This is a genomic window from Pseudomonas sp. D3-27, assembly GCF_051132165.1.
Lineage (GTDB): Bacteria > Pseudomonadota > Gammaproteobacteria > Pseudomonadales > Pseudomonadaceae > Aquipseudomonas.
Genome location: NZ_CP071667.1, coordinates 5,566,619 through 5,578,431, shown reverse-complemented (window position 1 = coordinate 5,578,431; position 11,813 = coordinate 5,566,619). Strand labels below are relative to the sequence as shown.

At 62.3% G+C, this 11,813-nt stretch carries 11 protein-coding genes; 6 read left to right on the top strand and 5 right to left on the bottom strand.

All coding sequences use genetic code 11. The features are described from left to right. Positions 1–17: 17 nt before the first annotated feature. Together choX and J3P92_RS24980 are read left to right on the top strand one after the other, a co-directional pair. On the top strand, positions 18–938 hold the full coding sequence (gene choX, locus J3P92_RS24985; RefSeq protein ID WP_434649466.1) for a choline ABC transporter substrate-binding protein: 921 nt from the start codon (positions 18–20) through the stop codon (positions 936–938). A gap of 155 nt (positions 939–1,093) precedes the next feature. Continuing rightward, on the top strand, positions 1,094–2,662 hold the full coding sequence (locus J3P92_RS24980; RefSeq protein WP_434649464.1) for a SulP family inorganic anion transporter: 1,569 nt from the start codon (positions 1,094–1,096) through the stop codon (positions 2,660–2,662). 151 nt (positions 2,663–2,813) lie between these two features. On the opposite strand, the gene aroE is transcribed toward J3P92_RS24980, so the two are convergent. Beyond that, the gene (gene aroE / locus J3P92_RS24975) at positions 2,814–3,635 is read right to left on the bottom strand and encodes a shikimate dehydrogenase (protein ID WP_434649462.1); all 822 of its coding nucleotides are present in this window, start codon (positions 3,633–3,635) and stop codon (positions 2,814–2,816) included. A gap of 13 nt (positions 3,636–3,648) precedes the next feature. Next, on the bottom strand, positions 3,649–4,563 hold the full coding sequence (hemF, locus tag J3P92_RS24970; protein WP_434608630.1) for an oxygen-dependent coproporphyrinogen oxidase: 915 nt from the start codon (positions 4,561–4,563) through the stop codon (positions 3,649–3,651). Between the two features lie 162 nt (positions 4,564–4,725). Between hemF and J3P92_RS24965 the strand changes: the two genes are divergently transcribed. Next, on the top strand, positions 4,726–5,703 hold the full coding sequence (locus tag J3P92_RS24965; RefSeq protein ID WP_434608628.1) for an NADPH:quinone reductase: 978 nt from the start codon (positions 4,726–4,728) through the stop codon (positions 5,701–5,703). Between the two features lie 267 nt (positions 5,704–5,970). Here the strand turns inward: J3P92_RS24965 and J3P92_RS24960 are convergent, their stop codons facing one another. From J3P92_RS24960 to J3P92_RS24950, 3 genes are all read right to left on the bottom strand, one after another. Further along, the gene (locus J3P92_RS24960; protein WP_434561424.1) at positions 5,971–6,528 is read right to left on the bottom strand and encodes an L-threonylcarbamoyladenylate synthase; all 558 of its coding nucleotides are present in this window, start codon (positions 6,526–6,528) and stop codon (positions 5,971–5,973) included. Between the two features lie 60 nt (positions 6,529–6,588). Then, entirely contained in the window at positions 6,589–7,683 is a 1,095-nt protein-coding gene (dprA, locus tag J3P92_RS24955; RefSeq protein ID WP_434649460.1) for a DNA-processing protein DprA, read from the bottom strand. Between the two features lie 80 nt (positions 7,684–7,763). Further along, positions 7,764–8,789 carry a LysM peptidoglycan-binding domain-containing protein gene (locus J3P92_RS24950; protein ID WP_434649457.1) on the bottom strand — a complete coding sequence of 342 codons (1,026 nt, stop codon included), beginning with the start codon at positions 8,787–8,789 and terminating at the stop codon, positions 7,764–7,766. A 155-nt stretch (positions 8,790–8,944) separates the two neighbouring features. Here J3P92_RS24950 and def point away from each other — a divergent pair, with 155 nt between their 5' ends. The 3 genes from def (at position 8,945) to rsmB (ending at position 11,789) form a co-directional block, all read left to right on the top strand. Then, complete coding sequence (gene def, locus J3P92_RS24945) at positions 8,945–9,451, top strand: peptide deformylase (RefSeq protein WP_053126951.1); 507 nt, start codon at positions 8,945–8,947, stop codon at positions 9,449–9,451. A gap of 71 nt (positions 9,452–9,522) precedes the next feature. Further along, positions 9,523–10,482: a methionyl-tRNA formyltransferase gene (gene fmt / locus J3P92_RS24940; RefSeq protein ID WP_434649454.1), complete on the top strand. Its 960-nt coding sequence runs from the start codon at positions 9,523–9,525 to the stop codon at positions 10,480–10,482. Next, a complete protein-coding gene (rsmB, locus tag J3P92_RS24935) occupies positions 10,479–11,789 on the top strand; it encodes a 16S rRNA (cytosine(967)-C(5))-methyltransferase RsmB (RefSeq protein WP_434649451.1) in 1,311 nt (436 codons plus the stop codon). Before fmt ends, rsmB begins: the two co-directional genes overlap by 4 nt. Positions 11,790–11,813 lie beyond the last annotated feature (24 nt).

The following is an 11,813-nucleotide window of genomic DNA, read 5'->3' as shown; positions in this document are numbered from 1 at the left end:
AACGTAAGGGGAAGCACATGCAAAAGTTATCCACAGTACTGGCCGCCGGGCTGTTGGCGTTGAGCAGTGTTTCGGCGTGGGCCGAGCAAAGCTGCGAGACGGTCAAAATGGCTGACCCGGGCTGGAGCGACATCGCTGCGACCAACGCCATCACCGGTTTCCTGCTGGAAGGCATGGGTTACAAGCCCAAGGTCGATACGCTTGCCGTGCCGATTACGTTTGGCGGCCTGAAAGATGGTCAGGTCGATGTGTTCCTGGGTAACTGGATGCCGGCGCAGCAGGGCTTCTATGACAAATTCGTGGCCAACGGTGATGTTACGCAACTCGCCAAGAACCTTGATGGCACCGAATTCACCCTGGCGGTGCCCGATTATGTCTGGGACGCAGGCGTGCATGACTTTGCCGACCTGAACAAATTCGCGGACAAGTTCGACAAGAAGATCTACGGCATCGGGTCCGGTGCCCCGGCCAACCTTTCCCTGAAAGAAATCATCAAGACCAACGATTTCGGCATGGGCGAATGGAAGCTGGTGGAGTCCAGCGAACAGGCCATGTTGGCGGAAGTCTCCCGGGCGGTGAAAAAACAGAAGTTCGTGACCTTCCTCGGCTGGACCCCGCACCCGATGAACGTGCAGCTGAGGATGCACTACCTCAAGGGCGGCGAGAAATATTTCGGCGACACCGGCAGCGTGTACACCTTGACGCGCAAAGGTTATGCACAGGCCTGCCCGAACGTTGGCAAACTGCTGACCAACCTGAGCTTCACCCAGGAAATGGAAAACAGCATCATGGCTGAGGTGGTGACCAAGAAAGTCAGCAACGCCGACGCGGCCAAGGCCTGGATCAAGGCTAATCCGGCGGTGCTGGATAAATGGCTGGATGGCGTGAAGACCGTTGACGGTAAGGACGCGCTGGCGGCGGTGAAGGCCAAGCTCTGACAGCTGCGCCGGGCTCTTGTGGCGAGGGAGCTTGCTCCCGCTCGGTCGCGCAGCGGCCGCAGAATCGGGCCTGCTGCGCAGTCCAGCGGGAGCAAGCTCCCTCGCCACGTTGGTTCACCTGATACTCTTGCGCCAAACCCCATTCTTGAGGCCCCATGGCAATCCCCACGCGCCATTCGCTGTTTCCATTCCTGAGCTGGCTACCCCGGCAGACGCGCGCCAGTGTCGGCCGTGACCTGGTTGTCGGCCTCAGCGGTGCGATTCTCGCGCTGCCGCAGTCCATTGCCTACGCCCTGATTGCCGGATTGCCGCCCGAGTACGGACTGTACGCGGCGATCGTGCCGGTGCTGATCGCCTGCCTGTGGGGTTCGTCGTGGCATTTGATCTGCGGTCCTACGGCGGCGATCTCCATTGTCCTGTACGCCACGGTCAGTCCCCTGGCCGTTCCGGCAACCCAGGACTACATCACGCTGATCCTCTTGCTGACGGTCTTGGCGGGTATTTTCCAATGGCTGCTCGGGTTGTTGCGGTTCGGGGCGCTGGTCAATTTTGTCTCGCATTCGGTGGTGCTGGGTTTCACCTTGGGCGCAGCGGTGGTCATTGCCTTGGGGCAGCTGCCGAACCTGCTGGGCCTGGACCTGCCGAACGAAGCCACGGCGTTGAAAAGCTTGCTTATGTTGTTCAATCACATCGCAGCTGTGGATAAGCCTTCGCTGTTGTTGGGACTGGGCACCCTGGCGCTGGGCATTGTGCTCAAGCGCTTGCTGCCACGCTGGCCAAGCCTGTTGATAACTTTGGTCATCAGCAGCCTGGTGGTCTGGGTGTGGCCGGCGATGTTCGGGCATGTGGCGTTGGTTAGCGCCTTTGTCGGGCGCCTGCCGCCGTTCACACCGCTGCCGCTGGACCTGGAATTGATCTTGCGCCTGCTGCCCGGTGCCGTGGCGGTGGGCATGCTCGGGCTGGTGACCAGTCTGTCCATTGCCCGGTCGCTGTCGGTCCGCTCCGGGCAGTTGCTCGATGCGAATCAGGAGGTGAGGGCGCAGGGTCTTTCCAATATTGTTGGAGGTTTTTTCGCAGGATCGTTGTCAGCCGGTTCCTTCACTCGCTCGGGCCTCAGCTACGAGGCTGGCGCCTGCTCGCCCCTGGCCGGGATGTTTTCGGCATTGTGGGTAGCGCTGTTTGCCGTTGCCGGCGCGAAATTGATCGCGCACATTCCGATTCCCGCCATGGCCGGCAGCATCCTGCTGATCGCCTGGGGCCTGGTGGACCATCGCGGCATCCGGGCTTTGTACCGGGTGAGTCGCTCCGAATTCCTGGTCATGGGCCTGACCTGCCTGGCCACGCTGTTGCTGGAATTGCAAACCGCTATCTACGCCGGCGTGCTCGCCTCGCTGTTTTTCTACCTCAAGCGCACCTCCCAGCCACGTTTACACCATAGCCGCGAAGGCGAGGCGGACATCTTGCGGGTGGGCGGCTCGATCTTTTTCGGCGCCAGTCATTATTTGCAGGTGCGTTTGCAGCGTATGCAGGCGCAACGGGTGGTGATCGACGCCCAGCAGATCAACTTCATCGATTATTCGGGCGTGGAAATGCTCCATCAGGAAGCCCGGCGGTTGCGTGGCCAGGGGCGTAGCCTGACCTTGCGTGGGGCAAGGCCGCAGGTGGTGGAGGAGTTGTTGAAGTTGGAAGGATCGGACAAATGCCCGATCCACTTCGAGGGTTGAAGAGTGGAGGAGCTTATGGCGCATAGGTCTGTAGGTTTACACACCTGTGGCGAGGGGATTTATCCCCGCTGGGGCGCGAAGCGGCCCCGCTTTCTGGGGACTGCTTCGCAGTCCAGCGGGGATAAATCCCCTCGCCACAACAGCCTGAAGCCTACTGTGCGAGCTGGCGGCGTAGCTCGGCCAGCACCGGCGCCGTATCCGGGCGTACCCCGCGCCACAGGTAGAACGCTTCGCCCGCCTGCTCGGCCAGCATGCCCAGGCCGTCCATCGCCATCGCCGCGCCATGTTCCCGGGCCCAGCGGCAGAAGGATGTCGGCTCCTTGCTGTACATCATGTCGTAGCAGAACGTCTGGCCCGGCTCGATCAGGCTTGCGGCAATCGGCGGTACATCGCCTGACAGGCTGGCGGACGTGGCGTTGATGACCAGGTCTACCGGCTCCTTCAACCAATCAAAACCACTGGCCGAGACCGGGCCCAGGTCGGCGAACAGCTCAGCCAGCAACTCGGCTTTTTCCACCGTCCGATTGGCGATGATCACCGACGCCGGTGCTTCGGCCAGCAGCGGTTCCAAGGCGCCGCGCACCGCACCGCCGGCGCCGAGCAAGAGGATGCGCTTGCCCTTGAGGCTGAAACCGGCGTTGACGGTCAGGTCCCGCACCAGCCCCGCACCGTCGGTGTTGTCGCCCAAGAGGCGGCCGTCGGCCAGTTTGCTCAAGGTGTTGACCGCCCCGGCGCGCTGCGCCCGGTCGGTCAAGCTGTCAGCCAGGCGGAAGGCGTCTTCCTTGAACGGCACGGTGACGTTCGCCCCACGGCCCTCGCGGAAAAATTCCCGGGCGCAACCGGCAAAATCCTCCAAGGGTGCCAGCAACGTGCTGTAGTCCAGCACCTGCCCGGTCTGCTCGGCAAACAGGCGATGGATCATTGGCGACTTGCTGTGGCCGATCGGGTTACCCATTACAACGTAGCGGTCCATTGATAATCCCCGTTCAGACCGTGGCCAGCCAATCGCGATCCTGCAGGAAGTACTCGGTCAGGCGAGCCTCTTCGCTGCCCGGTTCGGCTTTCCAGTCATAACTCCAGCGGACCTGCGGCGGCAGGGACATCAGGATCGACTCGGTACGCCCGCCCGATTGCAGGCCGAACAGCGTGCCGCGGTCATAGACCAGGTTGAATTCCACGTAGCGTCCACGGCGGAACTCCTGGAATTCCCGTTGCTTGGCCGTGAACGGGTCGTGCTTGCGACGACGCACGATAGGCAGGTAGGCATCGATGTAGGCATCGCCAATGGCGCGCATGAAGGCGAAGCTGGTGTCGAAGTCCCACTCGTTCAGGTCATCGAAAAACAGGCCGCCGATACCTCGGGGCTCGTTGCGATGCTTGATGTGGAAATAGCTGTCGCACCAAGCCTTGTAGCGCGAATAGATATCCGGGCCGAACGGTTCGCAGGCTTGCTGGGCGATGCGGTGCCAATGCACGCAATCTTCTTCCACGCCGTAATAAGGCGTCAGGTCGAAGCCACCGCCAAACCACCAGACCGGCTCCTCGCCTTCCTTTTCGGCGATGAAAAAGCGCACGTTGGCGTGGGACGTCGGCACATGGGGGTTGTGGGGGTGGATAACCAGTGACACGCCCAGGGCTTCGAAGCCGCGCCCGGCCAGCTCAGGCCGGTGGGCACTGGCTGACGGTGGGAGACCGCTGCCGAAGACGTGAGAAAAGTTGACGCCGCCCTTTTCGATCACCGTGCCGTTTTCGATCACTCGCGTACGACCGCCACCTCCGGCTGGCCGGGTCCAGGCGTCCTCGACGAAGCGAGTGCCACCGTCCTCGGTTTCCAGTGCCGCGCAGATGCGGTCTTGCAGGTCCAGCAGATAGGCTTTCACGGCCTCGGTGCGAGTAGTCATGACATCACCTTGATCAGGGCTACGCTGCTCGGCGTACAAGGCCGCCGGCAAAATGGGCGCACAGGATAACACCGCATCCGCCCACACCACAGTTGACGTGGATCAAGCTTAGGAGTCCGATAGCAGGCTTGGTAAAAGTCCCACGATAAGGAGAAAGTGAAGATGGCCAAACGCATCCAGTTCAGTTCCCACGGCGGCCCAGACGTACTTGAGTTCGTGGATTACCAGCCCGCCGAGCCCGGTCCGCAACAGGTCCGCGTGAGCAACAAGGCCATCGGCCTGAACTTCATCGACACCTATTACCGCAGTGGCCTTTATCCGCCACCGGCCTTGCCGTCGGGGCTCGGTGCGGAGGGCGCGGGTGTGGTCGAGGCCGTTGGTTCGGACGTCACGCGTTTCAAGGTCGGTGACCGCGTCGCCTACGGCAGTGGTCCGCTGGGGGCGTACAGCGATGTCCACGTATTGCCCGAGGCCAATCTGGTCCATTTGCCCGAGGCCATCAGCTTCGAACAGGCTGCCGGGGTAATGCTCAAGGGCCTGACCGTGCAATACCTGCTGCGTCAGACTTACGAGCTCAAGGGCGGCGAGACTGTTCTGTTCCACGCCGCCGCCGGTGGCGTGGGCTCCTTGGCCTGCCAATGGGCCAAGGCTTTGGGCGTAAAACTGATCGGCACTGTCAGCTCGGCGGAAAAAGCCGCCATCGCCAGATCCCATGGCGCCTGGGAAGTCATCGACTACAGCAAGGAAAACGTCGTACAGCGCGTGCTGGAATTGACTGACGGCAAGAAAGTCCCAGTGGTGTACGACGGGGTTGGCAAAGACACTTGGCTGACGTCGTTGGATTGCACGGCGCCGCGTGGCCTGGTGGTGAGCTTCGGCAATGCTTCTGGTGCGGTGGACGGCGTGAACCTGGGGATTCTCTCGGCCAAGGGCTCGCTGTACGTCACCCGCCCGACCCTGGCGACCTACGCCAACAATGCCGAAAACCTGCAGCGCATGGCCGATGAGCTGTTCGGGATGATCGCCAGTGGCAAGCTCAGCGTGGATATCAATCAGCGATTCCCGCTGGCTGAAGCGGCCAAGGCGCATACCGAATTGTCGGCGCGGCGGACGACGGGGTCGACGATCCTCCTGCCCTGATCCAGTGGTCGCTAAAAGACCGGTGGGAGCGAGCTTGCTCGCGATAGCGGTGTATCAGTCAACATCTATGCTGACTGACCTGACGCTATCGCGAGCAAGCTCGCTCCCACAGTTGCTTTGTGGTGTTCATAAATACTGCGTGAACACAAAACCCTGTGGGAGCGAGCCTGCTCGCGAAAGCGGTGTATCAGCCAACATTGATGCTGGCTGACCTGACGCCATCGCGAGCAAGCTCGCTCCCACAGTTGATTGTGTGCTGACAAAAAGTCAGTCTGGGCGCACCACCTTGCCCGTCGCCAAATCACGAATCACGCTCGGGTTCTTGCGCCCGCCCAGGTTACCGCCCAGCACCAGGTCGAGCTGGCCGCGGAAATACTGTTCGACGCGGATGCGCGTGCGCGCCGCCGGCCGGCCTTGTGGGTTGGCCGACGTGGAGACCAGCGGGCCGATCAACGAGCACAAGTCACGGACGATTGGATGATCGCTGACCCGCAGCGCAACGGTGTCATGCACGCCGGTGATCCACTCCGGCAACAGATCCTGGTGCGGCACCAGCCAGGTATTGGGCCCCGGCCAGGTGCTGGCCATGCGGTCCATCCAGGTTTCGGGGAAGTCTTCGAACAGAAAGTCGAACTGGCGAATGTTGTCAGCCACGAGTATCAAGCCCTTGTCGGGCCTTCGGGACTTGATTGCCAACAGACGCTCCACCGCATCCTCGTTCCACGGATCGCAACCCAGGCCCCAGACCGCTTCGGTTGGATAGGCAATCACCGCCCCGGCGCGAATTTCTCGCGCGGCTTGTTGCACACGCCAACTGTTGACCATGAAACATTCTCCGCAACGCAAATAAGGCTGTGGGCAGTTTACCGATCTTCCCCATAAAACCTAGCGTGCGAACCAACGACCGTTGTCACAAATGGCGCGTCCCTCCAGTTCCAGCTCGGTCAACGCCGCCAGCACCTTGGGCAGAACCCAGCCGCTGGCGTCGGCCAACGCCTCGCTGCTTAGCGGTGCGGCATGCAGCAGGCGCAGCAGCGGATGGGTCACGGGCACAGGCTCGGCGGCCAGCGGCAGCCGCTGCCAACCGCGCAACGCTTCGAGAATGTGCTCGACAGTTTCCACCAGCGCCGCCCCGTCGCGGATCAGTTGGTGACAACCTCTGGCCCCAGGATGATGAATCGACCCTGGAATGGCATACACCTCGCGACCGTGTTCCGCCGCAAGACGGGCGGTGATCAGTGAACCGCTCGCGACACTGGCTTCGACCACGAGCACGCCGAGGGATAAGCCGCTGATGATCCTGTTTCGACGCGGGAAGTTGCCGGCGTTGGGCGCTGCGTCCAGCGGAAACTCCGATATCACCGCGCTTCCCTGGGCAATCATTGCCTCCGCCAGCCGTCGATTGCGCTGTGGATAAAAATTTTCGAGGCCGGTGCCCAGCACGCCGATGGTTTGCCCGCCGACATCCAGTGCCGCTTGATGGGCAGCGGCGTCGATGCCCAAGGCCAGGCCGCTGGTAATGACAAAACCGGCGCCGGCCAGGCTTCGAGAAAATGCCGCCGCCGTATCCATGCCCGGGCGGGATGCCCGGCGACTGCCGACCATGGCCAGCTGCGGTTTTTCCAGGATCGAGGCGTCGCCCGCGACCATCAGCAGCGGGGGCGCGTCGCTGATCTGAGCGAGCAAAGCGGGGTAGTCAGGCTGGTCCCACATCAATAAATGCTGGGCCGGACCGTCTAGCCAGGCCAGTGCGTGGGCGGCACCGTCGCGTATTTGCGGGGCGCGTCGGGCCTCGGCGCACGTGGCCGGCAACCCCAGCGCCCGCCATGCGCTGGCCGGTGCGCTGATGGCTTTGGACGCTGAGCCAAAAGCCTCCATCAGGGTCATGAAACGTTTAGGCCCCAGTTCCGGCAAGCGATGCAAGCGCAGACGGGCCTCTAGTTCCGCAGGCGGAACCGAAGCAGATTCAGGCAATGGCATGTGATCAATCCTTGATCGTTATAGCCCCGTTCAAGCGGGAACAAGCTGTGGATAACTCTGTTGGTAACTTGTGAGACACGTTACGGATTGCGCACCTTGTCGAGTATCGCCAGCGATCGCGAGGCGTACAGCACCAGGCCATAACTGAGTTTGTCGTAGGTGCGGAATACCATCAGCAGGCCGGCGCGTTCGTCCGGGATTTTTACCGGTGCACCGGTAATACGGTCACGCACGGTTTCGCCGGTCTTCATCACGGCCAGAACGTTGCCCTCAACCAGCCCGTCGCGCCGCCCCTTGTTCAGCGTCACCACGTCCATCGCGCCGATCTGCGTTACGCCACGGGGTACGTCGAGGATGAGCCCCTGGATGTCCGATTTCGGCGCGCTGGGCATGAAAGTCGAATTGATCGAGCGCTCTTCGCCGCTGAACAGGCGATCGCCCAGGCGTACCTCTTGCGTGGTCCGTCGTAGGGCCAGTGTCGTGACATCGCCTTCGGTGGCAACGATTTCACCGCTGCCGATGTCATCGGCATTGATGCCCAGAAACTCCTTGGTCTCGGGATCGGTGTAGACCTTACCCTGGCGGAAGATGCCGTAGGCCGGCTGGCTTGTGTCGAAGTTGCCGCGGGCGAAGATCCGGTCGCCGGTGCCGCTGAGCACTCGTTCGGCGTCGCCTGCAACGACGTAGGGTGCCTTGTTGAAATCTTCCGCCGTGTCAACGATGCGGTTGCTCAGCAAAAAACTGTTAATGGCCTGCAGCGGAATGCTCGGGATCGCGTCAGCCACCGGTGAACTGCGAATGCGAGGCGACAGCTTGATGGTGCCGCGTGAGGTGCCGCGATTGAGGGTCAGGCGCGGCTGGCCGTTGATGTAGACCAGCGACAGGGTGTCGCCGGGGTAGATCAGGTTGGGGTTTTCGATCTGTGGGTTGGCCTGCCACAGCTCGGGCCATTTCCATGGTTCGCGCAGGTATTTGCCGGAAATGTCCCACAGCGTGTCCCCCGTCACCACTGTGTATTGTTGGGGAAAACCTTCCCGAAGTTGCACTTGCCCGTGCGCGATACCGGCCGAAGCCAGGAGCAGCAGGGCGAGTAGTGATTTCCTCATGCGGTGAATCCCTTTATTATGTGCGTTCGCGTAAAACGCCAGAGCCCCCGTGGCTCGCTCTGTTTCAAGAGCAACGTTTTACAACGGTAGCCTGCATCCCAATACACGCCAGGCAAGCCACCCGACTTTACTTCACACGTGCATTTATCAAGCTTATGGCCATTTTGAACATTCTCGAATTTCCGGACCCGCGCCTGCGCACTATCGCCAAACCGGTGGCCGTAGTGGACGACGAAGTGCGTCAGCTGGTCGATGACATGTTTGAAACAATGTATGAGGCGCCAGGCATCGGCCTCGCCGCGACCCAGGTCAACGTGCACAAGCGTATCGTCGTCATGGACCTCTCCGAAGACCGCAGCGAGCCCCGGGTGTTCATCAACCCCGAGTTCGAAACGCTCACCGACGAGATGGAGCAGTACCAGGAAGGCTGCCTTTCGGTGCCGGGCTTCTACGAAAACGTCGACCGTCCGCAGAAGGTCAAGATCAAAGCCCTGGACCGCGACGGCCAGCCTTACGAGCTGATCGCCGAAGGCCTGCTGGCGGTGTGCATCCAGCATGAATGCGACCACCTCAACGGCAAGCTGTTCGTCGATTACCTGTCTAATCTCAAGCGTGACCGGATCAAGAAAAAACTGGAGAAGATCCATCGCCAGAACGCTTGATGCCCCTCTTCAAAGGCTTGCCGCGGCAAGCCTTTTTCTTTTTGCGACTGCTTTGTAACTGAGAGCTTCCCATGACTGAGCCACTGCGCATCGTCTTTGCCGGCACTCCCGAATTTGCCGCCGAACACCTCAAGGCCCTGCTGGCCAGCCCCCATGAAATCGTCGCGGTCTATACCCAGCCGGATCGTCCTGCCGGTCGCGGGCAAAAATTGATGCCCAGCCCGGTCAAGCAGCTTGCCTTGGAGCACGGCTTGCAAGTCCTGCAGCCGCCGACCCTGCGCGATGCCCAGGCCCAAGCAGAACTGGCGGCGCTGGAGCCGGATTTGATGGTGGTGGTTGCCTACGGCCTGATCCTGCCGCAAGTGGTGCTGGATATCCCGCGCCTGGGCTGCATAAACAGCCACGCCTCGCTGCTGCCGCGCTGGCGCGGTGCCGCGCCGATCCAGCGCGCCGTGCAGGCGGGCGATGCCGAGAGCGGCGTGACCGTCATGCGCATGGAAGCAGGCCTGGACACCGGGCCGATGCTGCTCAAGGTCAGCACCCCCATTGGCGCCGAAGACACCGGTGGCAGCCTGCACGACCGCCTCGCGCTGATCGGCCCGCCAGCGGTGGTCCAGGCCATTGCCGGCCTGGCCGCCGGCACGCTGGAAGGCGAAGTGCAGGATGACAGCCTCGCCACTTATGCGCACAAACTGAACAAGGACGAAGCCCGCATCGACTGGAACCGCCCGGCCGTTGAGTTGGAACGCCTGGTGCGCGCCTTCAACCCTTGGCCGATCTGCCACAGCACCCTGAACGGCGAAGCCCTGAAAGTGCTGGCGGCCAGTTGCGCCGAAGGGAAGGGCGCACCGGGAGAAATCCTCAGCGCCAGCAAGGACGGCCTCGTTGTCGCGTGTGGCGATCAAGCATTGTGTCTGACACGTCTGCAATTGCCCGGCGGCAAGGCGCTGGGCTTCAGCGACTTGTTCAACAGCCGTCGTGAGAAATTTGCCATCGGCACCGTCCTCGGCCAAGCGGCGGACGCCTCATGAACCCGCGTCTGGCCGCCGCCAAGGCACTTGCCGCGGTACTCAGCGGGAAAGCCTCGCTGAACAGTTCCCTGCCGGCGCAGTTGGACAAGGTCGAAGATCGCGATCGCGGCTTCACCCAGGACCTGGCGTTCGGCACCGCCCGTTGGCAACCGCGCCTCTCGGCCCTCGCGGCGAAGCTGTTGCAGAAACCGTTCAAGGCCGCCGATGCCGACGTCGAAGCGCTGCTGCTGGTGGGGCTCTATCAACTGCTCTACACCCGCGTCCCCGCCCACGCCGCCATCGGCGAAACCGTGGGCTGCGCCGACAAGCTGAAAAAGCCCTGGGCCAAGGCCCTGCTCAATGCCGTGCTGCGCCGCGCCCAACGGGAAAGCGAAACCCTGCTGGGTGAACTGGAACACGACCCGGTGGTGCGCACCGCCCACCCGCGCTGGTTGCAGAAATCCCTCAAGGCCTTCTGGCCCGAGCAATGGGAAGCCATCTGCGCGGCGAACAATGCCCACCCGCCGATGATCCTGCGGGTCAACCGTCGCCACCATACCCGCGATGCCTACCTGGCGTTGCTGGGCGAGGCGGGCATCCCGGCCATCCCGTGCCAGTACAGTCGCGACGGCATCGTGCTGGAAACTCCCGGCGATGTGCGTGCACTGCCGGGCTTCGCCGAGGGCTGGATCAGCGTCCAGGACGAAGCCGCGCAATTGGCCGCCGACCTGCTGGAGCTGGCGCCCGGCCAACGGGTGCTGGACGCCTGTTGCGCGCCGGGTGGCAAGACTTGTCACATCCTCGAGGCCGAGCCGAAACTGGCCGGCGTGGTGGCCGTGGACCTGGAAGCCAAGCGCCTGGTGCGAGTGAAGGAAAACCTTGAGCGCCTGGGCCTGGACGCCGAACTATTCGCCGCCGACGGTCGCGACACGGCTGCGTGGTGGGACGGGAAGCCGTTCCAGCGCATCCTGTTGGACGCACCTTGCTCGGCCACCGGCGTGATCCGTCGCCATCCGGACATCAAGCTCACCCGGCAGCCGGACGACATTGCCGCATTGGCCGTGTTGCAAGGCGAACTGCTTGATGCCATGTGGTCGACCCTGGACGTGGGCGGCATGCTGCTCTACGCCACCTGCTCGACTTTGCCGACGGAAAACACCGAAGTGATCGAAGCATTCCTCGCTCGCACGCCGGGTGCCCGTGAGCTGGACATTGCCACCCAGGCCGGCATCAAGCAGCCCCATGGCCGGCAGTTGTTGGCCCAGGAAGGCGGGCACGATGGGTTCTATTACGCCAAGCTGATCAAAATCGCCGCCGCACGCGGTTAAAACCGATTCGATAGGAGTGACTGG

Excerpts from the sequence above, each read along its gene's own strand:
- choX (WP_434649466.1), top strand. The coding sequence starts at position 18 with ATGCAAAAGTTATCCACAGTACTGGCCGCCGGGCTGTTGGCGTTGAGC.
- J3P92_RS24980 (WP_434649464.1), top strand. The coding sequence starts at position 1,094 with ATGGCAATCCCCACGCGCCATTCGCTGTTTCCATTCCTGAGCTGGCTA.
- aroE (WP_434649462.1), bottom strand. The coding sequence starts at position 3,635 with ATGGACCGCTACGTTGTAATGGGTAACCCGATCGGCCACAGCAAGTCG.
- hemF (WP_434608630.1), bottom strand. The coding sequence starts at position 4,563 with ATGACTACTCGCACCGAGGCCGTGAAAGCCTATCTGCTGGACCTGCAA.
- J3P92_RS24965 (WP_434608628.1), top strand. The coding sequence starts at position 4,726 with ATGGCCAAACGCATCCAGTTCAGTTCCCACGGCGGCCCAGACGTACTT.
- J3P92_RS24960 (WP_434561424.1), bottom strand. The coding sequence starts at position 6,528 with ATGGTCAACAGTTGGCGTGTGCAACAAGCCGCGCGAGAAATTCGCGCC.
- dprA (WP_434649460.1), bottom strand. The coding sequence starts at position 7,683 with ATGCCATTGCCTGAATCTGCTTCGGTTCCGCCTGCGGAACTAGAGGCC.
- J3P92_RS24950 (WP_434649457.1), bottom strand. The coding sequence starts at position 8,789 with ATGAGGAAATCACTACTCGCCCTGCTGCTCCTGGCTTCGGCCGGTATC.
- def (WP_053126951.1), top strand. The coding sequence starts at position 8,945 with ATGGCCATTTTGAACATTCTCGAATTTCCGGACCCGCGCCTGCGCACT.
- fmt (WP_434649454.1), top strand. The coding sequence starts at position 9,523 with ATGACTGAGCCACTGCGCATCGTCTTTGCCGGCACTCCCGAATTTGCC.
- rsmB (WP_434649451.1), top strand. The coding sequence starts at position 10,479 with ATGAACCCGCGTCTGGCCGCCGCCAAGGCACTTGCCGCGGTACTCAGC.